Source organism: Lyticum sinuosum (assembly GCF_034471385.1).
Lineage (GTDB): Bacteria > Pseudomonadota > Alphaproteobacteria > Rickettsiales > Midichloriaceae > Lyticum > Lyticum sinuosum.
On the sequence record NZ_JARGYU010000002.1, the window covers coordinates 286,325 to 312,813 of the forward strand.

Consider the following 26,489-nt stretch of genomic DNA (forward strand, 5'->3'; position numbering starts at 1 on the left):
ATTCGATAATGTATACAACTATTTTATAAAAAAATGATTGAATAATATTTATAATTTTAATTATAGAATAATTCTATTATATATATTTATTTTTTCTGAAAATTATAATCCAAATTATTAAAAATACTAAACTATATATTATATTTAGTATAGTCATTGGTATCCCAATTATCTTACTTGGTATATCACACATTGCATATTCCGCTGATTCTAGTAATAATTGAAATTCTTGAATAGAATTTGCTTTATTTAAATTATTTGTACAAGTTGAAATAAATTTCCACCATTTTTGCTCTACACCAAAATGAAAAAATGATAAAAGTAATTCTATTAATGCTATTAGAAATATAATAATAAAATATACATTTTTTACAAAATTACTATCTATATTTTTATTTTTTTTTAAGTTTTTATCATTATCATCATTATTATCATAATTATTGATATAATGCATAAAATAGCGAAATTTATCAGAAAAATATATAACAAAAAATGTATTGATAATTAATCCTGTAACATAAATATATCTCTGATAAAGACATAATTTACATGGATAAAGCTTAAGTAAATATTCTGCTATATAAGAAAATAAAACAGCACAACAAAGCCAAATCATTGCAAAAAATAGCGAATATGCTTGATTAAATAAGGATTTAAGCGTTATAAATATTTTATTCGTCATATAATACAAAATAATAATTTATAATTTTATAAATAGAAATCTACAATTAAATCATGAATTATTTTTTAGAAGATTTTATTAGCAGAAGTTAATAAGATTAGATTGATTATTTAATCTTGTGCCTCTAGCCGGATTCGAACCGGCACATCATTGATAACAGATTTTGAGTCTGTCGTGTCTACCATTTCACCATAGAGGCATTGTGGAGCTAAGCAAATGAAATGAACATTTTGAATAGTATTCAAATGCTCCACAGCGCTATAACCCCGTTCTTTTAACGTTAATAAAAAAATATTAATAAGTAAAGATAAAAATTTTTAATCTTATATATTAAAAATAAAATATATTTTTAATTTTTTGATAAATCTTAATAAATATATATGCTTTTTATAATTGTATTATTATTACATAATAAACTATTCATGTTTTCTTTTCAATTACAACAAATGCTAGAGCAAATTCATCTTCATCAGCTATAGTAAGATGTGCATATTTATCCTGAATAAATTTTGTATTTTCAGAAAAATATGGTTTACCATTTTTATTAAGAATTTCTATATCTTGCCAACCTATCATTTTACCTATCCCATATCCTAAAGCTTTAGCATATGCTTCTTTGGCAGCAAATCTTTTAGCTATAAAATGAGATAAAGAGCGATGATCTATTTCTTCTATTTCCTGATTAGTACAAATTCTTTGTAGCATTCTTTGACCATATCTAGCATATATTATTTTAACTCTTTTTACTTTTATTATATCAGTTCCTATTCCAATTATCATAATTTTTTTATATATTTTATATGAAATGTATAGAAATAAATATTTAATTTACAATAAAATAAATAACTTTGTTATAGTTTAAATATTAATTATACAATTTGATATAGATTATGATATAAAATTATTTTACAAAATAAAACTATAATTTGCATTATTATTAATTATATAGATTTTTATATGAAAATATAAAATTATATATTTGCTATTAACTCAAATAAAGCATAATAAAATAATTAGACAAAATAAATAATATATAATAAATACTAAAATATATTGTAAGAATTATTAATTAATAATTTTCAAAATGAATGGTAGAGTCGGTGAGATGCTTGTTATATTACTAGTTGTTTTAATTCTTTTTGGTGCAGGAAAACTACCACAGGTAATGAGGGATTTAGGAAAAGGAGTTAGAGCCTTTAGAGAGGGTATGAATGATCAATCTAACAATAACAATAATGATACTAATAACAAAGATTAGCATTATAAAATATATAAAACTTTAATTTAAAAAAAACTATTAATACTAAAAAATATATATAAATTACTAAAGAATATGTAAATAAATACAATTAGTACTAAAAGAAAATTTTCTATAAAAATATAAGTATAACACTTTAAAACCTTAAATTATTAGTATTTAACACGAAATTTTAAATATTAATTTAAATTCTAATGATTTTCTTAAAAAATTACTCCTGTTTTTCTTCTAAATATTTTATAACATCAGAGACTTTTTTCATTCCTTCTACATCTTTATCAGGAATAGTAACTCCAAATTCTTCCTCAATTTCCATAAGCATCTGTACAAAATCAAGGCTATCAGCCCTTAAATCTTCAACAAATGAAGTATCAGAAGTAATATTATCTTTCCCTTCAAAACTTTCTTTTAAAAGGTTTATAAGTCTGTTCTCTATATCTGACATATTTTAATTAGTAATAATAATAAAAAAATAAATTAAAGTGAGATCATTATGTACTACATAACATAAAATAGTATCTTGTCAAAATCTTTTATTAATTACAAACAAATAAGTTATTATTATATTTATAAATTATTTATATATTTTATGGGAATTCTTATATATTATAAGCTGCTTTATAGGATTTATATTTTCAAAAGTTTAATTTTATTAAGAATTAATAATAATCTTTACAAGAAGATAAATAATCTTTACAAGAAGATAAAAAGCTTGAAGAAGGTAATTAATAATATATAATTTATATACTTTGAATAGTATTATAAAAAATATATTATATAACAATGCATTTATCAAATGATGAATTGATAACGAGACCAATGAGTTGGGATGAATATTTTATAACAATTGCTTATGTAGTTGGTATGAAAAGTAAAGATCCAAGTACGAAAATTGGAGCAGTAATTGTCAGTGTAAATCATGAAATTATTTCAACTGGCTATAATGGATTACCAAGAGGAATAGTAGATTATGCCAAATATTATAAAAATAAAGAATATAAATATATTGCTGGAAATCACGCAGAAGAAAATGCTATTATTAATGCAGCAAGATCTGGCGTTTCTACTAATAATTGTATGATATATGTTCCATGGTTCCCTTGTGCAGGATGCACAAGAATGATTATACAATCTGGAATAAAAAAAGTTATTTATCATAAACACTTTCCAGGTAATAAAGAAAATTGCCCTTCACATTGGCAGGAAAGTATGTCAATATCAAAAACTATGCTAGATGAAAGTAGAGTTAAAGTAAAATCTTTTAACGGTAATATTTCTAATTTATTTGTGATTTTTCAAGGTAAAAAATTCAATCATCTTATGAAAGAAGAATAATATTTTTATTATCAATATTTTTATTGTCAATTATTATCAAATTCTTCTTATAAGAAAAAAAAGAAAAAAATATTTTATTTAGAGTTTATTTACAGATGAAACATATCATATTTATTTGTGTTATTTTTATCTCTAGTTTTTTATCTGCTATGAAATCTGCTGATAAAATAACAATATTAGCTGATAAAGGTATTATAGATCATAAATCTAAAAAAATTGTTTTAATTTCAAATGTAAAATTAAGTAATAGATTTTTTATAGCAGAATCAAATACTGCAGAATGGGATTTTTCTAAAAAAAAAGAAAATATATCAAATAATTCTAAAAAATATATTCAAAATTATAATAAAAAACATTTATTTGAATTTTTAGAAACATTAGATAAGATCTGTTCAAAACAGAACGAAAAATCAATATGTATCAAATATATAAATAATAAAAATACAAATGATTTACTGCATAATTCAATGTATGATATATTATATGATGATAATATTCCTTTATTAAACAATAAAGATTTTTCTTTGAATAATAATGTAAAAATTTTTATTAATTTCGACAATTATAATAATTATACGAATAATTCAAAATATAGTTTGAACAAACATAATACTTTTTCAAAAAATTCAAAAATAAAATACTCAACTAATAAAATATTACAAAATACCAGTATTAATTCTAAAAAAGCAGAAATATTTAATGATCAAGATATTTTAATGAAAAAAGATATTAATATCATTGCTAATTTATTTGAAAATCAAGGAGTAATTACTGGAGATGATATCGATATTTTACTTTATAGTAAAAATAAAGATTTTGTGTTGCTAAAAGCAAAAGAAAAAGATACAATACTTCTACAGATTAATATAATATATTAAGATAAAATACGAATTTTAATATAAAAATATATGTAATTATAGAAAAAATCTAATAATCATTATTTAATAATAAAATTTCTAGTGGAAAAAGAATTTTTATACGGGCTAAATAAAGAAGAAATAAGAGAATTACTACAAAAAAACCTTTTATCTCAAAAATATATAGCAGATCAAATATGGGATTGGATATATAATAAAGGGGTGAAAAGATTTGATGAGATGACTAACTTATCACGTAATTTACAAGAAAAGTTAAAAGATATATTTTTTATAACTAGCCCAAATCTTAAAGAAGAACTAATGTCTTCTGATGGAACTTGTAAATGGCTTTTAGATTTGAGTAATAAAAGTATTGATCAAAATTTTGAAGATTCTTATTTTTTAAATAAGCGTTATTCTATTTCTTCTCAAAATATTGAAACTGTTTACATACCAGATTATACAAGATCAACTGTTTGTGTCTCATCACAAATTGGATGCGCATTATCATGCAGTTTTTGTCATACAGGTACACAAAAATTAGTCAGAAATATTAGAACAGATGAAATAATATCTCAAGTTCTATTCACAAAAACGGCAATTAACGATTGGAGAAATAAAAGAGCAAAATTAACTAATATAGTATTTATGGGAATGGGGGAACCATTTTTAAATTATGATTCAGTTGAAAAAGCAATTTTAATACTCTGTGATGATAAAGGTTTAAATATATCACGTAAAAAAATTACTGTTTCCACTTCGGGTATAATTCCTGGAATAATACAATGCGCAGATAATCTTAGAGTTAAATTGGCAGTTTCCCTTCATTCTCCGGATGATAGTATTCGCAATGAGATTGTTCCAATAAATAAAAAATACCCAATAAAAGATCTTTTAAATGCATGTAAATATTATGCCGAAAAGACTAATAATGAGAGAATTACATTTGAATATGTAATGCTTGATGGAGTAAATGATAGCGACTCTGATGCTTATCATTTAATAAGCATATTAAAAGATATACCAGCGAAAATTAATATAATTCCATTCAATCCATGGCCAAATTCTAAGTACTCTTGTTCTGATGAAAAACGTATAAATTCTTTTGCTAATATTATGGAATCTGGTAGATATTTCTGCTCAATAAGAAAACCACGAGGTCAAGATATAATGGGTGCTTGTGGACAACTTCGTTCAAATAGTGAAAAAATTTTATTAAAAAATGATACTTAATATCAATATTTTAAAAAAAATACTAAATAATCTTTTAAAAAATAAAATTTGGTTGATATTCGGAGATGATATTGGGCAAATAAATAAAATATTAGAAGAAATTATTAAAATAATTAATATATCAGTAGATGAAATCATTAAATTTAATTACAATGATATAGAAAAAGATATTACAGGCTTACTAGAAGAGTTATATACAAAAAATTTATTCTCATCTGAAACCAAAACTATTATTATTAATAATGTAAAAGAAAATATTAATTTAACACTTGAAAATATTATTATTGAATATAGAGATAAAAAATATAACAATAATCAAAATTATCCATATATATTTTTAATTGGTGGGAAAATGAAGAAAAATTGTCATACAAGATCTATATTTGACAATTCTTCTAAAAATATTATAGGTATCAATTGTTATAAACAAAATGAGAAAGATAAAATAAATATAATACGTGATTTTTTAAATCAATATTTCATAAAATTTGATAATCATATTCCACAAATGATTATTGATTTAATGATTAATGAAAATTCATTTATTGATAATGAGTTAGAAAAAATACTCTTATATCTAGGAATTGATCAATATTCTTATAATAATTCTTTTATTAATAAAGAAAATTTAAGATTTTCTAATGAAAGCAGTATATTAACAGAAAATGATATATTTGCTATGAAAAATGACGACTGTGTATTTAATATGCATGCAATAGAAGATTTTTGTGAAAGTAATAATATTCAATTTATAAATAATATTGATCAAATTTCTCCAATACCTTTACTTCGTTCTATTAAAAATTATCTTTTACAAGCTGTAATAGTAAAATTTCTCATAGGAGATAGTAATGATACTATAAAAATAGATAAATGCATCAATATGCTAAAATTACCCTTTTATCAAGATAAAAGATTAAAATTTTATAAATTATTGATTAATAATAAAAATTATTTATATAGATTAATTATTCAGATGGCTGAAATAGAAAAAGAAATGTATAAATTACCCACAATAGCACATCAAATATATACTACGCATATTCTTATTATGACAAATTTATTTTATAAAAATATTTATCAAAATATGTATTTTTATGCAAAAGAAGATGTTGAAAGTAAAATATAAAAATTCTAGATATTTTCATAAAATAAAAATTTACATAGCAAATTATCTATGTGCATTTATTATTTTTATATCAGTAGTAGCATTTTGGTTATTTATTCAAATTAGTAATTGGTCACTAAAATCGAATAAAACAATAGTTATTAATCGTGGTACATCTATTGAAAATATAGCATCTATTTTTCATAAAAATGGTGGAAATAAATATACATTTATAATTTATTATAAAATAAAAAAAATATTAAATAAAAAAATGAACATTAAAGCTGGAGAATATGAATTTTTAGCTAATGAAAGAATAAATGATGTATTAACTAAACTCAATAATGGTAAAGTAAAAAGACATAAAATTACAATTCCAGAAGGATTAACAAATTATCAAATTTTACAAATCCTAAAATTAAACTCAAAAATAGAATTTGATTTATACTATGGATTACATACTAATAAATATCTTTTAAATAATGGCCAAATCATGCCAGATACTTATGATTTTACTTTAAGCTGGAAAGCTTCACAAATTATTGATATTATGTATAAATCTTCAATTAAATTTGAAAAAACTGAATGGATATTAAGAGATAAAAGAATAGATTCATTAATAAAAAATTACAAAGAAGCACTTATTTTAGCTTCTATAGTAGAAAAAGAAACTAAAATAAAAAGTGAACAAGCAATAATTGCTGGAGTATATTTAAATAGATTAAAAAAAAAATGTTATTACAAGCAGACCCTACAGTAATTTATGGAATGACGGAAGGAAGATCTACATTAGGTAGAAGAATGTTATATTCGGATTATAGACATAAATCAAAATATAACACATATATCAATTTAGGATTACCACCAACACCTATATGTAATCCTGGAAAAAATGCAATTAGAGCTGTTTTACACCCAGAATGGAATAATTTTGTGTATTTTGTACTTGGTAATAATGGACAACATATATTTTCTAAAGAGTATAAAAATCATTTAATAAATATAAAACTAACATCTAAACAACGTAATTTAAAAAACAATAATTAAAAAATAAAAATCACATTAATTAACATAATTAACAATATTGATGATGTTGAAAGATATGCTTATAAACAAGTGCTGAAACTATATCATGATAATGAATTAATTCTGCTGGTGTTTCAACAGGATGATTTTTTTTATTCGCTTCATCGACTGCTATCATATTTATTTTTGCAATATCTGTAAATTTTATTTTTTTCTCAATATATGCTTTGACAGTAGACTCATTTGCAGCATTAAGTGCAACTAATGCCTGTCTACTATGCTTATAACAATCAACTGCAAATTTAAGTAAAGGAAATCTACTATCATCTGGTTGATTGAATTCAATACCTTCAAGAGATGCAAAATCGATATTTTCAATATTATGTTGATGACCACTTTTTTTAAAGAGAAAATTTGCTATTGGGATTTCCATAGTAGTAGGTCCAAAATACATATTAGTAGATCCATTTTTGTAAGATATTCCAGCATGTATTAGAGATTGTCTATTGACTATAACTTCTACATCTTCAACTTTTATATTAAATAATCTTTCAACTTCAACTATTTCAAATCCTTTATTAATCATAGTTGCTGAATCAATGCTAATTTTTTGACCCATACCCCATGTAGGATGTTTTAGTACTTTTTCCTGTGGTAATTGATCCATTTCTTTTGTAGAAAATTTCCAAAGAGGACCGCCAGAAGCTGTTATAATAATTTTTCTTATACTATTTAAATCAATATTATTTTTTACAATATCATCTAAACCTAAAAGTTCAAATAATGCATTATGCTCTGAATCTAAAGGTATAATTTTAGTATCATGTTTTTTTGCTTGCTTGATAATATAATCTCCTAAACAAATAATACTTTCTTTATTAGCTAAGCCTATTGTCTCACAATAAGGTATTGCTGCAATTAATGGAAGAAGAGCAGCAATACCAGATATTGCTGATATACAAATATCATGTTTATTTTGACAAGCATCAATTACTGCATCATTACCTCCATTTACTAAACAGCTTGTATTTTGCTGTGAAAGAAGAATACGCAAATCGTTTGTATCATGATTATTAGTAACAATTTTATTAACACGTAACTTTTTAGCCAGCGCAGCAATATATCTTGGATTATCACCTTTACAAATAATAGTTTTTACATGAAATATATCAGGATATTGAGCAACGATATTACATACTTGTGATCCAATAGAACCTGTACCACCAAGAAGAAGTATGCTTTTTCTATGTAAATTCATAATGAGCTAATATTATTTTAAATTCTATCTATTTTTCGTTATTTAATTCTTTATTTTGCAAATTTTTTTTAGTTTGATAAGGGTATGCACTCAAAACATAAAAAGGATTACTTACATTTTGTAAATCTTTTTTTAGTATTACTACAATAGTATTAGTTTCATAATTCTTTATTATTGGTGATTTTGGCAAATTTTCATTTTCAATAATATATTGAATTATTCCATATCCGACATTAGATTGTGCATTATAAATTAGACGAATACTATCACACTTTCTTTTTGCTTTATTCGTTTTCTTCTTATTAAAAATACACTTATTAAAATTTATCCATTCATATATTTTGTTCTTATTGTGAATTAAAGCTTCTTTTATTGTTTGATCAGCAGTTTTTAAACTAGAAAAACTACTTTTAACTTGAATTCTTTTTTTTGGAGATTTTAATTCATTTATATTATTTTTTAACCAATCATATGATTTTTCAACATGTTTACTAATTGTTTTTGCATTTTTATGATTACTATCATTTTCTTTAAGATTAAAGGAGTTAATTATTTCTTCTATTTTTTCTAAAGGAAAAGATATTTTAGTTAAAGATTTATCATCAATATTTATAGCCTCATCATTCTTAGCAAATAAAATAGGAATATTGATATTTATATAATAAAAAACAAAAAAAATAACTAAAAAGTATTTTTTTTTACGTAAATTAAACTTATACATATTAAGTACTAATAATAATATTTCTTTTTTAATATTACAAATTATATATATTTATCTCTAACTTGAATAGAATCAAATATTAAACAAAATCAAGAAAACATAGAACATAATAAAAGTTAATAAGCAATTAATTTTTTAATTTTTGCATCGCCAATATATTTCATTTTTTATGTAATTTTATTATATACCATTAATTTAATACAAATTTTATATAATTAATTATATTTTCTTGCTCTAAAAAAATACTTTCTATTTTTTGACGAAATTTTAATTCTATTTTATCTTCTTTGATATTTTTAGTACTTATAACTATTTGTACTGGTATACCTATTAAATCAGCTCTAGCAAATTTTTTTCCTATTGAATCATCTGTATTATCATATAAAGGTTCAAACCCCATATTATTTAATTCATAATATATTTTTGTACTAACTTGATCACACTTTTCACAATTATTATTAATATTAATAATAATTACTTTAAATGGAGCTAACTTTTTAGGCCAAATTATTCCCCTCTCATCATTATAACATTCTATTATAGCACATATAAGTCTTGATACCCCTATACCATAACAACCCATTGATGGATAAAATAATTCTCCATTGTATCCTTGTACTTTCACATTCATAGATTTACTATACTTTGTTCCCAAATGAAAAATATGTCCTACTTCAATACTTTTAGTTTCTATTAATTCTCCTTTTATATTTATAGGTTTTTTATTATTATATTTATGTTTTTCTTCTTCACATATATAGTAGGAGTTCAGATTTTCCAATGATATATTCTGGTTTTCAATGTCATTAATAACTGAAGAATCATAATAAATAGTACTTTCTCCAGTATCAGAAACTATATGAAACTCATGTGAATAATCTCCTCCGATTGATCCAGTAGGTGCTAAAACAGGAATTGCGCTCAATTCACATTGTTTAAAGATTTTTAAATAGGCTTTTAAAATATTTTCATAATTCTTCAAAGAATTTTTTTGATCTATATCAAAAGAGTAAGCATCTTTCATCAAAAATTCTCTACCACGCATTAACCCGAATCTTGGCCTAATTTCATCACGAAATTTAGTGCTTATTTGATATAAAACAATTGGCAAATTCTTATATGATTTAATACAATCTCCAAATAATTCAGTAAAAACTTCTTCAGCAGTAGGACTATAAATCAACTTATTACCATGACGATCAACTGCTACTAATGTTTCTGCTGAAAGATCTCCATTATCGCTATGACGTCCAGATTTTTTCCAAAGTTCAAATGGTTGCATGGATGGTGTGCTAACTTCTAAACAACCTATATTATTCATCTCAAAACGTATAATATCTATAACTTTATGCAAAACACGTAGTCCAATAGGAAGCCAACTATATACACCACTTCCAACTTTATGTATCATACCTGATTTAATCATAAGTTGATGTGATTTTATTACAGCATCATTAGGATTTTCTTTTGAAATTGGAAGAAGATAATTTATAAGAAACATATTTTTATAAAAAATTAAAAATTTTATATCACTAAAAGTTAATATTTTTCAATTATATTTAATTTAGATATTATTTCTGAGATTTGTAAAGACTTTAACATTGATTTAATTTCTTGCCTTGCAGCAAGAAGAGATGGAGAAATCTTAAGAGATTTTAATTTTTTTATACTATCCCTGTCATAGAGTGTAACACCTAATGAATATAGTTCTTTATAAATTACTCTATCACATAAACTACTTCCTAATCTAAATCCCATTTTTTTAGCAAAGTTGTTTAAATAAAGTTTAATTTGTATAGAATTACGAATATTTTTAGTAGCTGGCATATTATTTAATACAACAATCCAGTCTATCCTTTTTCCATCTCTTGCTGCTCTTTTTATTCTCTGCTCAAAAAGCATTGCACTATAAACACCAGGAATAATCCTTTCTGAATTCTTTTTATCCACATACCCAATAACTTCTAAATCTATATAACTTGGATTTATCGGAGTTACCAGATAATCAGCATAAGAATGTGCAATTCTATTTAGGGAACTATGATTTCCTGGAGTATCAATGAGAATAAAATCATAATCAGAATTTTTATCAATTAAATTTTTAACATCTTCTTCAGATATATTTAAAGAAGGTATTAAACATGGCATCTCAAGATTAAGATTATATAATTCAGAAGTAATTTTTCTATTCTCAATATAATTAAAAAGTGAGTGTTGATAAATATCAAAATCAATAGCAAGAACTTTAAAACCAAGTTTACATAATGCTGTAATGACATGAATACAAATCGTACTTTTCCCAGAACCACCTTTTTCATTCCCAAAAACAATAATTTTTGCCATAACTAATAAAAACGCAAATTAATATAATATTAAATAAAAAATAACATCATTTTAAACCCTAAAATAAAATATTTAAAATATTTTATAGTATTTATAAACAAAATAGTGAATTTAAATATACTAAAATATAATACAATTATCTAAAATATTTTTGAATGAATTTATATATTATTATATTAATTATTTTATTATAATTATTTTATTAACCTATGCCCTTATTAGCTAATAGAACATCTCCAGCTAAATATAATGATCCACATATTATAATTCTACATGGCATCCCTTTAGCATCAGCTAAGCATATTTTAACAGCATCTAATAAACTATCTGCTGCAGTTGCAATAAAACCCATTTCTTGTGCTACATCTCTTATATTTTCAGCTTTTTCACCAGATGGCTCAGAAACAACAAGAACTCCACAAACCATACGTGCTTTTCCTAAAAAGAATTGTAAGAATCCTTTTATATCACGTTGCATAGTACGACCATTTATTACATAAAGTGGTAATTGAGGTTGCATATCTAGTAAGCTTGCACTAAGCATCTCGGCTCCCGCTGGATTATGAGCACCATCTAACCATAATTCACTATGTTGAGGTACAATTTTTCCCAAAAATCCATTGGTAATTCTTTCCATTCTACCAATCCATTTTGCTTTAGTTAAACCATTAGCAATATTATTAATATTGATTTTCGAATAATTATTTAATTTGTAAGAAGAATTTAATTTTTTCATTTTTGACAACCACCAAGCAGATACTGCACTAGTAGCTGCATTAATATATTGATGTATTCCAATTAATCCAGGTCTTGGCAAAATTAATTCAATTTCCAAATATGTTTCATTATCATCATTTCTTAATACAATATTCTCACTAGGCAAAAAAGTTTCATCAATTATTTTTTGAGTTATATTTTTATCACTATTATTTTTATCACTATTATTTATTTCATCAATATCATCTTTATTTTTAGTGATATTATAATCATAAATAAAATCTTCTGATATATACTCTAATGGACATTTAATGTAAATAATAAATCCTTTGTTCTCAACTTTTTTAAAAATCCAATTTATTCCCCATGCAAGATAAGGTACAGATAATTTTTCACATTTTTGTACTAATATATCCATTGCTTCTTCTAATTGCCATGATATAACACAATAACATGATGGCTTTATTATTTCAGCTTTCTCTGCAGCAATTAATCCAATTGTATCACCAAGGTATTCTGTATGATCAAATGATATAGGAGTTATAATAGTCATCAGAGGTGATTCTATAATATTAGTAGCATCATATCTTCCACCCATTCCAACTTCCATGACTAAAACATCAGCTTGATATTTTGAAAAAGCTAAAAAAGCAGCTGCAGTTGTACCTTCAAAAAATGATAGTGGTATATCATCGCATTTCATACGGCATTCTTCTAAAAATTGAAATAAATGAATATCATCAATTTCTTGACCGTTAATCACAATTCGTTCATTAAATTGCATTAAATGAGGAGAAGTATATCGATGCCATGAGTATCCACTCTCTTTAAATATGCTTGATAAATTAGCACATGTAGAACCTTTGCCATTTGTACCTGTAACATGAACAACGGGTGGAATTTTTAGATGAGGACTCCTCAGTCTATCAACTGCTGCCACCATTTTATCTAAACCTAATATAAAACGACCATGATGAGGCAAAGGCCAATGTGGAAATTTTGCCATACTTAAAAAATTATAATTTAAATTAAAATACAGTTAATTAAGTATCACATATCAATAAATTTGTTATATTACAACTTTATAAAAACTTTATAAAAAAATATAAATTCCTTTCTATAACATAATATAAATTAATTTTATTTAATTAGTCCTATTGTTATAATTTTTTAATTTAAATTTTAAGACCAGTTTGTCTTGCAGCTTGAGCTAATTCCGCAATGCAACCATGATAACGTCTCTCACCTCTATCAAAAACAACTTTTTCTATTCCAGCTTTTAAAGCAAGAGAAGCAATTTGCTCACCAACTTTTTTTGCATTTTGCTTATTAGACATATTAACTCTTATTTTGTTTTTAGTCGGATCTTTTTCTTTTAGAGTCGAATAAGAAACTATAGTTTTACCACACCTATCGTCAATTATTTGTGCATAAATATGAAGATTAGTTTTTTTTACTGATAAACGATGTGTTCCTGTTTCTCTGCATATTTTTCTAATTTTATAGCGCACCCTTTCAGCACGTCTAATTTTTGCTTTTTGTTTTTTATTCATAAAAACTTTTTATTTTTTAATATAGTTAAGTTAATAATATAAAACTAATATCTAATTATATATATTATTTATTATTTTTAATACAATAATAAAATTAATGATATAATATACAATTAATCCTTAAGAATTATATTTAAGAGTATTTCTAAAAATAAAATTAAAGATCTTGATTAAAATCAATATATGGTTTGATATAAATAAATTACTTTTTGACTTTTTTAAGTTTTCTTTCTTGATCTTTATTATATATACCCTTACCTTTATAAGGATCTTTTCTGCAAAGTCTTTTTATTTCAGCAGCGAAATTTGAAACTACTTGTTTATTAATTCCAGTGATAGTAATTTCTGTTTGCTTTGGTACAGAGACTTCTATGCCATTTGGTATTTCATAAAATATGTCATGGCTTTTACCCAAACTGAGTTTTATATATCTACCAAATAAATCTGCTTTATATCCAACACCATATATGACTAGATTTTTACAGAAGCCGTTTTGAACTCCTACAACCATATTATTAATGAGGGCTCTGAATAATCCCCAAAGAGATTTAGATTTCTTACAATTTTTATCAGAAATACAGAGCTTTATATATTCATCATCTATCGATAAATTCACTTGTTTAGGCAAAACAATATTCAATATACCTAATGGTCCTGTAACAGAGAGACTTGAGTTATCATTGATTACTTTTACTGATTTTGGTATTGCTATTGGCAATTTTCCTATTCTAGACATAGAAAAAAATATTTATATTATTATACGAATCTATTCAATGTTAAATAACATTATTTCACACTTCATATTAACAATTGTGTTCAAACTGTCAATAAACTTTTCTTTAATGTTTTATAATTTTGTAAGATTTTAAAAAATCGCTATTATATAATTGCTAATCTTATATATTAGAAATTATAATTCGTTATTTTTTACAATTTTTTTATAAAAGAATACTAATAATATTGATATGGTATCAAAAAAATATTTTGTAACTGTATATAAAAAAATAGAAAAATATGAAACTAATAAAGCAAAATGGCGGATGGAGTGGGATTCGAACCCACGGTACGCTTTCACATACGTCGGTTTTCAAGACCGGTGCCTTAAACCGCTCGGCCATCCATCCTTATCAGACGACTATAGCAAAATAAATATTTATTGCAAGAGATTATTATATTCAGGTATATAAAAATATTATTTACTTTTAATTTATCAAATAATTATAATTTATATTAATTTTATTAATTACTAAATTTATTAATAATTTTTTTAAATTATTTCATAAAATATGCCAAGAAATTGAAAATGAGTATTTTAATTTAGTTTTATGGTATCCTTTATTCATAGCATTAGGAATAAGTATTTTCTTTGAACAATGGAATATTACTACTTATAATAGTATATTTGATAATATCAAAAATATATATAAAAATATATATTATAATCAGAAAATTTATTTTTTAATAAAAGCTACTATATTGTTAATATGTAGTTTAATTTTTATACTAATTTATAGATCAGAAAAATTAATTTTTTCTTTTAAAAATATTATTTTTTTTAATTATAAATTAAATAAGATAATAATTATTATTTCATTAATATTAATAGGATATTTATCATCTTATATAAGAAATATAGTTGTTTATTTACCAAAAGTAGAATTTAGCTCAATATCCACAACAATTATTGGAGAAGTTCAAAAAATAGAACGAAGAGAGAAAGATTATAGACTTTATATAAAACATGTAATTTCTAAAGATATTAATGAAGAAATTTATCAGATTAGAATCAATACTAAATCAGAAGATAGAAAAGAATTTCGTATAGGAGATTTTATAATTTCAAGGGTTAGACTAATTAGTCCTCCTTCACCAATATATCCTGGATCATTTGATATTAAAAAATTTTATTTTTTTAATAAGATTTGCGCAATTGGTTATACTACTGGAAAAATTAGGGTAATAAAAAAAGATTATGCTATAGAAATTGCTAAAAAATGGAATAAAAAATTATATATTTCAGAAAATAAAAATTTTTATGAAAAATTTCTAAAAAAATCTGAATATATAATCAACAAAATTAGAGAAGTAATATCATTAAAAGTAAAATCAAGTATTGATCAACCCTATAGTTCAATTGTAAATGCTATGATTATAGGTGAGACCACAGAAATACCATTAAATGCTATAAAAATATTACGTGGGGCAGGAACAGCACATATAGTAGCTATTTCTGGATTACATGTCATTTCAGTAGCAGGGATTATTTTTTTAGCTATAAAAAATATAAATAAGAGATTTAGCTATATTGCATTAAAATATGGAGTTGAGCGATTTGCAGCTGCAATCTCTATAGTAGGAATATTTTTATATATGATAATTGCAGGGTCACCAGTTTCAGCTCAGAGAGCAGTTGGAACATCAACTATTTTATTTTTATCAATTATTTTAGGAAGAAATTTTCATCCTGTTCGAGCTATAGCTATAATAGCCTGCATCATTATTCTGATTACACCAGAAAATTTATTTTCTCCTGGTTTTCAGATGTCTTTTTCAGCCTCTTTATCATTAATAATTACTTTTAGATTTTTAAAAAAAAATAATAAAAATATTAAAAAATTTAGTATTAATAATCAATCAATGCATATAAATATCTTATATAAAATATTTTATCAAATCCGTGATTTGATTATTTCTTCAGCAGTTGCTGCAATAGCAACTGGACCTTTCATAGCATATCATTTTCAACAAATTTCATTATATAGCATCATAGCTAATTTAATATGCGTACCAGTAACTAATATAATAGTTATGCCATTAGGTATTATTAGTTTAATTTTAATGCCATTAAAATTACACTCTATTTCCCTAACTCCAATGAGTTGGGGTATATTTCTTATTCTTAAAGTTTCAGAAATAGTGAATTCATTACCTGGATCTGTAATATATATATCACAAATTTCAGACGAATTTATTATTATATCTAGCGTAAGTTTTTATATTATATGTATGTCAAAAGGAGAATTTTTAAAAAAAATATCTTTTTTTCTATATTTATTAAATTTATTCTATATTTTATTTATTAATCATAATACAATTCCTGATATAGTTATTTCTGGTAATGGCAAAATATATGCTATTAATAATTCTCTTATTTGTGAATCAAAGATTGAGAATTTTAATGGATTACTAATATCATCAAAACAAATTGAAAAATATACAAGTAAAACATGGATACAACTTATAGGTAAAAATAATTTTACAGAAAAAAGCTTACAATCATTAAAAATGAAAGAATGTAATAACATCTTTTGTAACATTTGTCATTCAAATAAAAAAATCGGTAAAATAACTTTAAAAAAATATGAAATTGAAAAAAAGAAAGATAAAAAAAATATTTTTCGTGATATTGAAAATACTAGATCCGATAATTTATCAGATAGAAAAATTCTGACTTTATATACTATAGATAATAAAAATGACTATAATCAGTTTAAAATATCAGAATTAGATTTACAAAAATATGGAACTCATGCTTTTTTTTTAAAGTTTATAAAATCAAATTGTGATTCTTATATCTTATTCAATAAATATAATAATATACAAAATATTAATCAAAAAAATCTCAATTATAAAAAAGAATTTTGTGTAAATATTAAAGATGATGCAAATAATAAGGAAGATATATTATCAATACTAATAACAATAAAAACTTCTTTAAAAAATATGTATTAAAATTTTTAATATAATTTAATTTTCTTGATTTGATAATAAATTCTACTTCTAATATTATAGAATTTAATTAGTAATTAAGTAAAAAAGAATTTAATTTAGAGATTTTGCGATTTACAAAAAAAGTATAAATAATAGTTTGATATATTTTATTTATTTATTAATCAATAAAAACTTCCTTAAAAAATATGTATTAAAATTTTTAATATAATTTAATACTAGTAATTATTTTCTTATTATGTTAAAAATAAAAATTCATTTACAAATTTTTCACTTAATTTAAAATAATTAATTATTTAATGTCTGAATTTAATTTAAAACTAAAATCATATATAGAAAAAGTTGAATATTTAGAAGAAGAAAAAAAAGAATTATCAAAATCTATAACAGAAATATACAACGAAGCTAAATCAGAGGGATTTGATACAAAAGCTATGCGTCAAGTTATTAAAATGCGTCGTATGAAAGACGAAGAACTTAAAGAAATGGAAATACTTATTGAAACTTATATGAATGCTTTAGATTCTTAAAAAATTTATATCTAATTCAGAAATATAAAATATAAAATTTAATAGGTAGAAATTATTTTCTAGTTTTTTTGGTTTTTAGTTTTTTACTAAAATACTCTTTAATAAAAATTATCATATTTAATAATATTATCGAATTTTCATAAAAAAACCATCCCATAGTTCCACCAAATGCTACATCACTAAACCAATGTGCGCCAACAATTATTCTAGGTAAACACCAAAAAACAGTTATAAAAACTGTTGCAATATGACATCTCCCTAAAATTTTTGTTTGAAATAGAGCAAAAAATATTATAACAAATGCATGTCCACTGGGAAACGAATCAATAGCACGATCTTTAATACCATAATTAGGAAAAATCTCTGATAATTTTACTCCTTCTAGTACTAAAGTTGGTGAATCTCTCATTATACGAAGTTTTTTATGAAAAATTCTATTATTTAAAATAATAGATATTTCTAAACTTATCCAAAAATAAATAAATATTAAAAAAGCTTTCTTCCTGTTTTCCTTTGGTTGTGAAAGAATTCCCCATATATTAAAAGATAACATTATTGCTATTCCTAAAAATTTCTCATAAGGGTGATTTAGTACAGCAACAATTATTTTTATAATAATTGACTTATTTAATAAATTATTGAAAAAAATAAAAAACTCTTTATCAAAAAGCGAATATTCATTATTAAAATTATTAAATATTACCAATTTAAATGCAAAGATTAAAAATAAAGATAATATTAGCGGATAAACAGAACGTATCAATGATATTATGAAAAAATTTAAGTTAATTATTTTTTATTTTTTGTATAAATACATATATTTTATATTATTAAAAAAAATAATATATATTAAATATAATAATAAAAAATTAAATTTATAAATAAAATTTATATTAAAAAATTTATATACAGAAATAAACAATCATATTTCAATTTCTTGAATTTTTACTTTCACTAATTTATCAATATCTTCAATATATACATTAATTTGATCCTGTATTTTCTTACTAGCTTTTTTGCAATCATCTTCTGATACTTCTTTATTTTTTTCTAATTTTTTAATAATATCTATGATATCTCTACGAATGTTTCTTATTGCTACTTTAGCCTCTTCAGAATACTCTTTTGCTTTTCGCACCATTAAATTTCTTTGATCACCAGTCATATCAGGCACTGGAACTCTTAATGTATCAATTTCAATTATTGGATTAAATCCTAACCCAGATTCTCTAATAGCTTTTTCTGTCGCTTTAACTAAACTTTTATCCCAAAGTTTTATTACAATACATCTAGCATCAGAAGCAGTAATACTTGAAATTTCTTTAATTTTTTTTAAATCTCCATAAACTTCAACTTTTATATTTTCTACCATAGATGGAGAAGCCCTTCCTGTTCTGAGGCTATTAAGTTTATGAACAAGTTGATTTTTAGCTCCATCAACCCTTTTATTCATATCATCTATATCATGAGCAATAAATGGAAACTCCTGTGACATTTTAGAATCTTTAATCATATCAATTATTTATAATATAGAATTTTATTCTGATTTAAATTTTAGAAACAAAACAAATTTTATACTTCAATTATATTTATAGTCAACAGTCTAATTACTTTTAATTATAAAATCTATTTTATAAGTAAAATTGTATTTATATTATAATTTTTGTAATATTATATTATTTTTAATTATTATTAATGCACTAATAAGTAAATTAATATAATGTATAAATAAATTCTTAACTATTTTAACTATTAATTAAATTTATTTTATGCTTAATTCGATAATGGAAAATAATCTTTTTTTTTTAACATATAGTAATATAAAAGAAGATGCTAATAAAAAATCTCGTTTATTAGGGAATATTATTCTCATAACAACAGTTGTTTTGTGTGTTATAGATATAATATTACTCGAAGTGCTATCTACAATATTGAGTAAAACTCATATTTTTTCTAATATTTCAAAAGTATTTATTAATTAATAGGATGTGAAAATTTCATACCCATTACTTGTTACACCAATTGTATGTTCCCATTGTGCTGATAAACTTCTGTCTTTTGTTACTGCTGTCCAGCCATCAGATAAAATACTAGATTGCCATGATCCTTCGTTTATCATTGGCTCTATAGTAAAAAACATTCCTTCCTCTAATATAATATTACCTTTATTTTTATAGTGTAGTACTTGTGGTTCGTCATGAAAAATTCTACCAATTCCGTGGCCACAAAAATCACGAACTACACTATATCCGTTTTCATTTGCATGATCATTAATAATTCTTCCAACTTCTGATAAATTTAAACCTGGTTTAACAGACTCTATAGCTAACATCATTGCTTCATATGTTACTTTACAAAGCATTTTAGCATTAGGAAGAATTTTATCTCCTACTAAAAACATTCTACTTGTATCTCCATACCATCCATTTAGAATAACAGTCACATCTATATTAACAATATCACCTTCTTTTAGAATCATATCCTTGCTTGGGATTCCATGGCATATAACATGATTAATAGACGTACATATTGACTTAGGATAACCTTTATAGCCTAATGGAGCTGGAAGTGCATTATGACGTATAATTTCATTATAACAAAGTTTATCTAAATATTCAGTATCAACACCAGGAACAACATAAGGAGTAATATAATTTAAAATATGAGATGCTAAAGCTCCAGCTTTTCTCATTTCAAAAAAAGATTCTGAATTATAAACTGGAATATTATTTACTTTTGATAATATATAAGTTTCATTAGTCATTACCTATTACCTGTAATATTTTATGATTATCATTTTTATTAGTTGCAAATAAATAATTAATAATACAACTAACTATAATTTTGTTGTTTTTTATATTAAATCTATATCCGAAAATCTTATATTAAAATAAAAATATGAAAGAAAGAAACATAAATTTAAATTTTATCATAAGACAAAAATTACCAAATAATAAATTGTTTTTTATTTTTTTATTTTTTTTATTATTTGTCAATAATTTTATTATAATTTCAAATTTGAATGCTGAATATAACATATATGATAAAAAGATAAATGATGAAATAACAAGTATAAATAAAGATGATGCATTTATAGTTCGTGGTATAGATGTTTCTGTAGTTACAGATTTATCAGAAGAAGCAAAAAGCCAAGCTTTTATTAAAGCTGAGCATGAAGCAACGAGAATTTTAGTAAGTAGAATTACAGAAAATAAATCTCTAAAAATAAATAATGATGTAATTTTACCCATGATTAAACATAAAGAAATAGTCTGGGAAAGAATAACGCATAATAGCTATCGTGCAAAACTTGATATACACTTCAATCCTCAAGCAGTGCAAAGCTTCCTTAATAATAAAGGAATAAGGTACGGTACAGAATATACTCCTAAAATAGTTATTTTTCCTATAGTTCGTTCGTCTAAAAAGTATAAATTATGGACTAATAGTATATGGCAATCATCAATTAGTGATTACGAAGATAAAATTGGACTTTTAAAATTCACACTTCGTCAATGGAAAATAACAGATTTAATAGATATTGATCATATTACAGCAATGAGTGCACCATATAATAAATTTATCCCAATTCTTAAAAATCATAGTGCAGAAAATATTATTGTTATATATATAGAAGATATTATTAATAATAATCGTGTAGAAATAAATTTAAGATTTTTAAATCACACAAGTAATAAATATAAATTTATATCTTATACAAAAAAAGAAAATGAAAATGAAATAATATTTACAGAAAGAATTATAAAAAATTTATTAGAAAAAATAGATATGTTATGGAAAGGAATAGATGAATTTCACAATAATGAAAATTATTCCTCAATATTATTTATAAAATCAAAAGATTGGCCATTAGTAGAAAAAAATTTGAACGAAATTAAAGAAATTAATAAAATTGAGTTTAAAGAGAATTTAGGATATAAAAACTTTGATAATATTATAATTAATTATACTGTTCCTCCAATTGTTCTTAGTTCTTTATTAAAAGAAAAAAATATTAAAGTAGAAAATAAAAATGGAAAAGCATATATCATATTAGAAAATTAATTTTAATCAATTTTATAAATTTTTATGAATTTTTATAAAACTATTATTTTTTTTAAAATTGTTAAACTGATAATTACTAAAATATTAAAATTATCTATAAAAATTATAATTAATTTTTATCGTATTTTTATTTCTCCATTAATTTTTAATAACAATTGTCGTTATTACCCCAGTTGTTCAAAATATGCATTATTAGCAATAGAAAAATATGGTATTTTCTTAGGATTAAGAATGATTTTAGTTAGAATTTTAAAATGTCATCCTTTTGGAAATAATGGTGGTGTAGATTATCCATAATTATAATTATAATTTGTTATAGATAGATATTATTAATATCTAGTATTAGAAGTTTATATCCAAGGAGTATTAATACAAATCAAAGTATTATTTTTAATAATTTTTAATTAACTATATTTTAATTGATAAAATATAAAAAAAATTAAATTGTATTATTATTACTTTTATTATTTTATTTGATTCTATTAATAGAAATCTATATTTCTTCAGATAATGTTGGACATATTATTATTACTGTTATAAAATTCGTATGCTGATATATTTTGTTTTCATATGTTTTATACATAATAAATAATATAAAAATTGTTAATTTTTAAATAAAATTTAAATAAAAAAATATGACTAGAATAAAAAGAGGTGTAAATGCAAAAGAAAAACATAAAAAAATTTTAAAATTAGCCAAAGGTTTCAGAGGTAGATCTAAAAATTGTTTTAGAATAGCAATACAGAAAGTAGAAAAAGCTCTTCAATACTCATACCGTGATAGAAAAAATAGAAAAAGAAATTTTCGTAGAATATGGATTATGCGTATAAATGCTGCTGTTAGAAGTTATGGTCTTAATTACTCTCAGTTTATTAATAATCTTAAAAATACAAATAAAGATATTAATAGAAAAAGTTTATCTGAAATTGCTATTTATCATCCTGAAGTTCTTATATCTCTAATAAAAGAAACAGTTAGTAACAAGAATAATATTACTATTTAAATTATTAATAGTATTATTAATTTTATTTAAAAATACCAGTAAAAGTTGTTTTTTATATATAAAAAACTTTATTTTTATAATAAATATGATAATTTTCTATTTATAATATGATCTCTTATAAATTTTTTATAAGAAAATAGGAAAAATACTTGAATTAATTTAATATTTAAAGTATTATATCTTTTTATTAACTACTGATATAAAATATTTTATAGTCTTTAGTTAATGAGTTCATTAAATAATAATATAATTTAAAAAAAAATACTATGACTATAAAAATATATGAGATAGCTAAAAGTAAGAAAGAATTAGCTTCTCTTGCTGTTTGTGGAATAATAGGTGGTACAGTGGGAGCTATAATTGGTGCAAGTAAAAAAGCTGATTATAATCCTATTAATAGTGTTAAGAATTTTGCACGTTTAGATAAAATTGATAAAAAGCTTCCTGGAAGATTTGGTAGTGCTATTTCTGGTAGTTTAGCTGTTGCTGCTATTTGTACTTTTGTATTATTACTTTCTGCAGTTATAGGTGAATTGGTGGTTAGAGGTATAGAAGCTTTTACTAAAAAACCTGTTCTTGCTCAAATACCATTAGAACAACAATCCACCCGAGTAATGTGTGATTAATTTCTTCTTTAATGTTTAATTTAATACAAAAAACAAATAGAAAATTTTAACTTTTTAGGTTATTTTTTTCTTTTTAAAAGCTATTTTTTTTGGTCTAAAACAAATAGCTTTTATTTTATCTTATTAAACGCATTCTAAACGAATGTGTTATATTTCTAGTAAAATTGTAGTATTCTAATATAATAAATTAGAGTATTATCTCTGCTGTTTAGCACTATACAAAAAAAATCAAATATTTTTACATTAAAAACATATACTGTACTATATTACTATATATTAACTATTATATAGATTTTTATAATATTAACAATAACTATATACTATATATAATAGCTGCTCAACAAAATAAGTCTTTTTTTTAAAAAAACATAACTTGTGCTATAGTTATTCATAAAATAATATTAGAGATAATTTATCAGAGTAATGGTCGGGGCAGAGAGATTCGAACTCCCGACCCTCTGGTCCCAAACCAGATGCGCTACCAGGCTGCGCTATGCCCCGTCAAATACATACTTTTATTATACATATTTTTTATAATAAATCAATATCTATTTATAATGATATTTCATAATTATAATCTATAATCTCAATTCCATATCTTTTTTAGTATTTCTAAATTTTCTTGATTTATATTATTATTTTGCTCACTATCAGAAATATTTTTGCTTGTATTGTCATTATTATCTTGAGAATCAATATTCATATCATTTTGTGAATATTTCATGTGATTGTTTTCTAACATATTAATTACTGTCAAAACAACATCATTCTTTAGTATGTTTACGATATCATTATCAGACTTTTCTTTATACAAATTTATCATAACTTTACTATGATTTGATATTGATTGTATTTTTTTATTTGTTTCTAGCATTATTTCATCAGCTCTGTTTTTTGCTTCTTGTTGTATTCTTTGACTCTCATCAACAGCTTTTCTATGCTTTTCTTGAATCTCATGAAGTTTTAAAGATGCAGTTTCTTTAATCATTATTGCAGAAGCTATTTCTTTCTCTAAATCTATTATTTTTGTATTAAGATACATCTTAATCTTATTTTTAACTGGCTTATAAGAAATAAATATCAAAGAGATAAGTGCTAAAAACATCCATAATCCTTCATTTAAAAAAACGTTCGTCATAAATAATAAAAATTTAATATTTTAATAATTTTTTAATAAAATTGCTTTATACTTATAAAAGTAATATATATAATCTTTATATTATTAAATTTGATTGTGTTTTATAAATCCAAATTTTTTCAATATTGCTTGAGATTTCAACAACTATTTCTGGAAGTAAAAGTGCAACTTTTTTTAATTGTTCTTTTTTTTCTTCGTCAATTTCTTTAATATAAGTAATAAAATCAGCATTTAATTTAGAAACGCACTCTGTAATTATTTTTACAGCATCAATTTGAGATTTTTTTAAAAGAAAATCGGCTTGTGAATTAGCATAAGCTTTTAAAGATTCCATTTGTTCTATAATTTGTTCCACCATTGCATTAGCTTGTTGTGCTTCATATAGAAGCGCATCTATATGTTTTCTTCTCGCAAAAACACAAAATTTAATATTTGGAATCAAAATAAAATGAACTAAAAGATAACAAGATACAAATGTAATAAATAACCAAGTTATTTGATTAGAAAAATTAGATGGATCTAATTGAGGCATTTATTAAATATCAAAAATTTATTTTTTAGAAAAAATAGTGATAATACCCTATCATAAAACCAATAATTAATCAATAATTATTGATTAAGCTGCTGATATAAGTTCTTTCCATGATTTTACTAATGAGTTTCTAATATTTGTAACTTGTTTAAGATATATATCAGCTTCAGATATATCACTTGCCAACTGTAAAATATTTCCTTTGCCTGTTATTTTAGATCCGCTTTCTTCAGCTTTTTTTATTTTATTAATTCCATTTAAAATTAAATCTTTGAATGTATTAATTGAAGATTCACTGCTATTGTTTGTTGATATATTATCATCATTATTATAATTATTATTTGAAGGATAAAAATTCTCCCCTTTCAGTATTGGTAATTCATAGTTATTAAGATTATTATCAGAAAATATAATATCTACATCATTTGATGAATCTTTAATATTATCTTTATTAAAATCAATAAAATCATCAGGTAATTCTCTAATTTGTTTTGCACTGCGATCAATTTTATCAGATAAGAGATTATATGCTTTTTCTGCGGCGATATAACTTGATATTGGATTAAGTTTATTGTTATTCATTTTTATATTTTATTATTTTATGTATATTATTAAAAATTTGAACTATATTTTATATTATATAATTTTGCATGATTGTTTTTTATAACCCATTAGAAAAGCATAATCAACTACTTATTGTTGTTATTTTAAATTTTTATATTATTAAAGATTTTTATATATTAATAATAAGATAAAAAAATTTTAGATAATTTC

General features: G+C 22.8%; 28 protein-coding genes, 3 tRNA genes and 1 pseudogene. 13 read left to right on the forward strand and 19 right to left on the reverse strand.

Going from position 1 to position 26,489, the window contains the following annotated elements:
• Positions 1-76 precede the first annotated feature (76 nt).
• From Lyticum_RS03030 to acpS, 3 genes are all read right to left on the reverse strand, one after another.
• The gene (locus tag Lyticum_RS03030; protein WP_322498860.1) at positions 77-682 is read right to left on the reverse strand and encodes a disulfide bond formation protein B; all 606 of its coding nucleotides are present in this window, start codon (positions 680-682) and stop codon (positions 77-79) included.
• 119 nt (positions 683-801) lie between these two features.
• A tRNA-Leu gene (locus Lyticum_RS03035) sits at positions 802-881 on the reverse strand.
• A gap of 221 nt (positions 882-1,102) precedes the next feature.
• Positions 1,103-1,462 carry a holo-ACP synthase gene (acpS, locus tag Lyticum_RS03040; protein ID WP_322498861.1) on the reverse strand — a complete coding sequence of 120 codons (360 nt, stop codon included), beginning with the start codon at positions 1,460-1,462 and terminating at the stop codon, positions 1,103-1,105.
• 304 nt (positions 1,463-1,766) lie between these two features.
• Here acpS and tatA point away from each other — a divergent pair, with 304 nt between their 5' ends.
• Positions 1,767-1,940: a twin-arginine translocase TatA/TatE family subunit gene (tatA, locus tag Lyticum_RS03045; RefSeq protein ID WP_322498862.1), complete on the forward strand. Its 174-nt coding sequence runs from the start codon at positions 1,767-1,769 to the stop codon at positions 1,938-1,940.
• Between the two features lie 211 nt (positions 1,941-2,151).
• Here the strand turns inward: tatA and acpP are convergent, their stop codons facing one another.
• Positions 2,152-2,385: an acyl carrier protein gene (gene acpP, locus Lyticum_RS03050; RefSeq protein WP_322498863.1), complete on the reverse strand. Its 234-nt coding sequence runs from the start codon at positions 2,383-2,385 to the stop codon at positions 2,152-2,154.
• Between the two features lie 338 nt (positions 2,386-2,723).
• On the opposite strand from acpP, the gene Lyticum_RS03055 reads away from it, so the two are divergent.
• The 5 genes and pseudogenes from Lyticum_RS03055 (at position 2,724) to mltG (ending at position 7,520) form a co-directional block, all read left to right on the forward strand.
• Positions 2,724-3,275: a deoxycytidylate deaminase gene (locus Lyticum_RS03055; protein ID WP_322498864.1), complete on the forward strand. Its 552-nt coding sequence runs from the start codon at positions 2,724-2,726 to the stop codon at positions 3,273-3,275.
• 95 nt (positions 3,276-3,370) lie between these two features.
• The gene (locus Lyticum_RS03060) at positions 3,371-4,153 is read left to right on the forward strand and encodes a hypothetical protein (RefSeq protein WP_322498865.1); all 783 of its coding nucleotides are present in this window, start codon (positions 3,371-3,373) and stop codon (positions 4,151-4,153) included.
• Between the two features lie 81 nt (positions 4,154-4,234).
• Complete coding sequence (rlmN, locus tag Lyticum_RS03065) at positions 4,235-5,365, forward strand: 23S rRNA (adenine(2503)-C(2))-methyltransferase RlmN (RefSeq protein WP_322498866.1); 1,131 nt, start codon at positions 4,235-4,237, stop codon at positions 5,363-5,365.
• The gene (locus tag Lyticum_RS03070; protein WP_322498867.1) at positions 5,355-6,494 is read left to right on the forward strand and encodes a DNA polymerase III subunit delta; all 1,140 of its coding nucleotides are present in this window, start codon (positions 5,355-5,357) and stop codon (positions 6,492-6,494) included. The genes rlmN and Lyticum_RS03070 overlap by 11 nt, the downstream gene beginning before the upstream one ends.
• Positions 6,475-7,520, forward strand: a pseudogene (mltG, locus tag Lyticum_RS03075) (endolytic transglycosylase MltG). Before Lyticum_RS03070 ends, mltG begins: the two are co-directional and overlap by 20 nt.
• Positions 7,521-7,548: 28 nt before the next feature.
• Here mltG and Lyticum_RS03080 read toward each other — a convergent pair.
• The 8 genes from Lyticum_RS03080 to Lyticum_RS03115 all read right to left on the reverse strand — a co-directional run bounded on the left by Lyticum_RS03080 (position 7,549) and on the right by Lyticum_RS03115 (position 15,215).
• Positions 7,549-8,757: a hypothetical protein gene (locus Lyticum_RS03080; RefSeq protein ID WP_322498868.1), complete on the reverse strand. Its 1,209-nt coding sequence runs from the start codon at positions 8,755-8,757 to the stop codon at positions 7,549-7,551.
• A gap of 28 nt (positions 8,758-8,785) precedes the next feature.
• On the reverse strand, positions 8,786-9,478 hold the full coding sequence (locus Lyticum_RS03085) for an RNase A-like domain-containing protein (protein WP_322498869.1): 693 nt from the start codon (positions 9,476-9,478) through the stop codon (positions 8,786-8,788).
• A gap of 190 nt (positions 9,479-9,668) precedes the next feature.
• Positions 9,669-10,979 carry a proline--tRNA ligase gene (gene proS, locus Lyticum_RS03090; protein ID WP_322498870.1) on the reverse strand — a complete coding sequence of 437 codons (1,311 nt, stop codon included), beginning with the start codon at positions 10,977-10,979 and terminating at the stop codon, positions 9,669-9,671.
• Positions 10,980-11,017: 38 nt separating this feature from the next.
• Positions 11,018-11,821, reverse strand: coding sequence for a division plane positioning ATPase MipZ (locus Lyticum_RS03095; protein WP_322498871.1), 804 nt, complete (start codon positions 11,819-11,821; stop codon positions 11,018-11,020).
• 202 nt (positions 11,822-12,023) lie between these two features.
• On the reverse strand, positions 12,024-13,544 hold the full coding sequence (locus tag Lyticum_RS03100) for a bifunctional folylpolyglutamate synthase/dihydrofolate synthase (RefSeq protein ID WP_322498872.1): 1,521 nt from the start codon (positions 13,542-13,544) through the stop codon (positions 12,024-12,026).
• Between the two features lie 169 nt (positions 13,545-13,713).
• Positions 13,714-14,091 (reverse strand): 50S ribosomal protein L18, encoded by a 378-nt coding sequence (rplR, locus tag Lyticum_RS03105; protein ID WP_322498873.1) that lies wholly within the window; start codon positions 14,089-14,091, stop codon positions 13,714-13,716.
• Positions 14,092-14,293: 202 nt separating this feature from the next.
• A complete protein-coding gene (gene rplF / locus Lyticum_RS03110; RefSeq protein WP_322498874.1) occupies positions 14,294-14,827 on the reverse strand; it encodes a 50S ribosomal protein L6 in 534 nt (177 codons plus the stop codon).
• Positions 14,828-15,125: 298 nt separating this feature from the next.
• Positions 15,126-15,215, reverse strand: a tRNA-Ser gene (locus Lyticum_RS03115).
• A gap of 352 nt (positions 15,216-15,567) precedes the next feature.
• Here Lyticum_RS03115 and Lyticum_RS03120 point away from each other — a divergent pair.
• Positions 15,568-17,823 carry a ComEC/Rec2 family competence protein gene (locus Lyticum_RS03120; protein WP_322498875.1) on the forward strand — a complete coding sequence of 752 codons (2,256 nt, stop codon included), beginning with the start codon at positions 15,568-15,570 and terminating at the stop codon, positions 17,821-17,823.
• 296 nt (positions 17,824-18,119) lie between these two features.
• A complete protein-coding gene (locus tag Lyticum_RS03125; RefSeq protein WP_322498876.1) occupies positions 18,120-18,350 on the forward strand; it encodes a DUF2312 domain-containing protein in 231 nt (76 codons plus the stop codon).
• 52 nt (positions 18,351-18,402) lie between these two features.
• Here the strand turns inward: Lyticum_RS03125 and Lyticum_RS03130 are convergent, their stop codons facing one another.
• Both Lyticum_RS03130 and frr read right to left on the reverse strand, forming a co-directional pair.
• The gene (locus tag Lyticum_RS03130; RefSeq protein ID WP_322498877.1) at positions 18,403-19,056 is read right to left on the reverse strand and encodes a phosphatase PAP2 family protein; all 654 of its coding nucleotides are present in this window, start codon (positions 19,054-19,056) and stop codon (positions 18,403-18,405) included.
• 216 nt (positions 19,057-19,272) lie between these two features.
• Complete coding sequence (gene frr, locus Lyticum_RS03135) at positions 19,273-19,863, reverse strand: ribosome recycling factor (protein ID WP_322498878.1); 591 nt, start codon at positions 19,861-19,863, stop codon at positions 19,273-19,275.
• 256 nt (positions 19,864-20,119) lie between these two features.
• On the opposite strand from frr, the gene Lyticum_RS03140 reads away from it, so the two are divergent.
• On the forward strand, positions 20,120-20,332 hold the full coding sequence (locus tag Lyticum_RS03140) for a hypothetical protein (protein ID WP_322498879.1): 213 nt from the start codon (positions 20,120-20,122) through the stop codon (positions 20,330-20,332).
• Here Lyticum_RS03140 and map read toward each other — a convergent pair.
• Positions 20,329-21,114, reverse strand: coding sequence for a type I methionyl aminopeptidase (gene map, locus Lyticum_RS03145; protein ID WP_322498880.1), 786 nt, complete (start codon positions 21,112-21,114; stop codon positions 20,329-20,331). The genes Lyticum_RS03140 and map overlap by 4 nt on opposite strands.
• Positions 21,115-21,248: 134 nt before the next feature.
• On the opposite strand from map, the gene Lyticum_RS03150 reads away from it, so the two are divergent.
• From Lyticum_RS03150 to Lyticum_RS03165, 4 genes are all read left to right on the forward strand, one after another.
• Positions 21,249-22,415 (forward strand): hypothetical protein, encoded by a 1,167-nt coding sequence (locus Lyticum_RS03150; RefSeq protein ID WP_322498881.1) that lies wholly within the window; start codon positions 21,249-21,251, stop codon positions 22,413-22,415.
• A 24-nt stretch (positions 22,416-22,439) separates the two neighbouring features.
• Positions 22,440-22,712 (forward strand): membrane protein insertion efficiency factor YidD, encoded by a 273-nt coding sequence (gene yidD, locus Lyticum_RS03155; protein WP_407659028.1) that lies wholly within the window; start codon positions 22,440-22,442, stop codon positions 22,710-22,712.
• Between the two features lie 338 nt (positions 22,713-23,050).
• The gene (gene rplT / locus Lyticum_RS03160) at positions 23,051-23,419 is read left to right on the forward strand and encodes a 50S ribosomal protein L20 (RefSeq protein WP_322498882.1); all 369 of its coding nucleotides are present in this window, start codon (positions 23,051-23,053) and stop codon (positions 23,417-23,419) included.
• Positions 23,420-23,685: 266 nt separating this feature from the next.
• Complete coding sequence (locus tag Lyticum_RS03165; RefSeq protein WP_322498883.1) at positions 23,686-24,045, forward strand: hypothetical protein; 360 nt, start codon at positions 23,686-23,688, stop codon at positions 24,043-24,045.
• Positions 24,046-24,469: 424 nt separating this feature from the next.
• Here the strand turns inward: Lyticum_RS03165 and Lyticum_RS03170 are convergent.
• From Lyticum_RS03170 to Lyticum_RS03185, 4 genes are all read right to left on the reverse strand, one after another.
• A tRNA-Pro gene (locus tag Lyticum_RS03170) sits at positions 24,470-24,546 on the reverse strand.
• Positions 24,547-24,631: 85 nt separating this feature from the next.
• Positions 24,632-25,183, reverse strand: coding sequence for a F0F1 ATP synthase subunit B family protein (locus Lyticum_RS03175; RefSeq protein ID WP_322498884.1), 552 nt, complete (start codon positions 25,181-25,183; stop codon positions 24,632-24,634).
• 76 nt (positions 25,184-25,259) lie between these two features.
• Positions 25,260-25,715 carry a F0F1 ATP synthase subunit B family protein gene (locus tag Lyticum_RS03180; RefSeq protein ID WP_322498885.1) on the reverse strand — a complete coding sequence of 152 codons (456 nt, stop codon included), beginning with the start codon at positions 25,713-25,715 and terminating at the stop codon, positions 25,260-25,262.
• 84 nt (positions 25,716-25,799) lie between these two features.
• A complete protein-coding gene (locus Lyticum_RS03185) occupies positions 25,800-26,297 on the reverse strand; it encodes a flagellar hook-basal body complex protein FliE (RefSeq protein WP_322498886.1) in 498 nt (165 codons plus the stop codon).
• Positions 26,298-26,489: the final 192 nt, after the last annotated feature.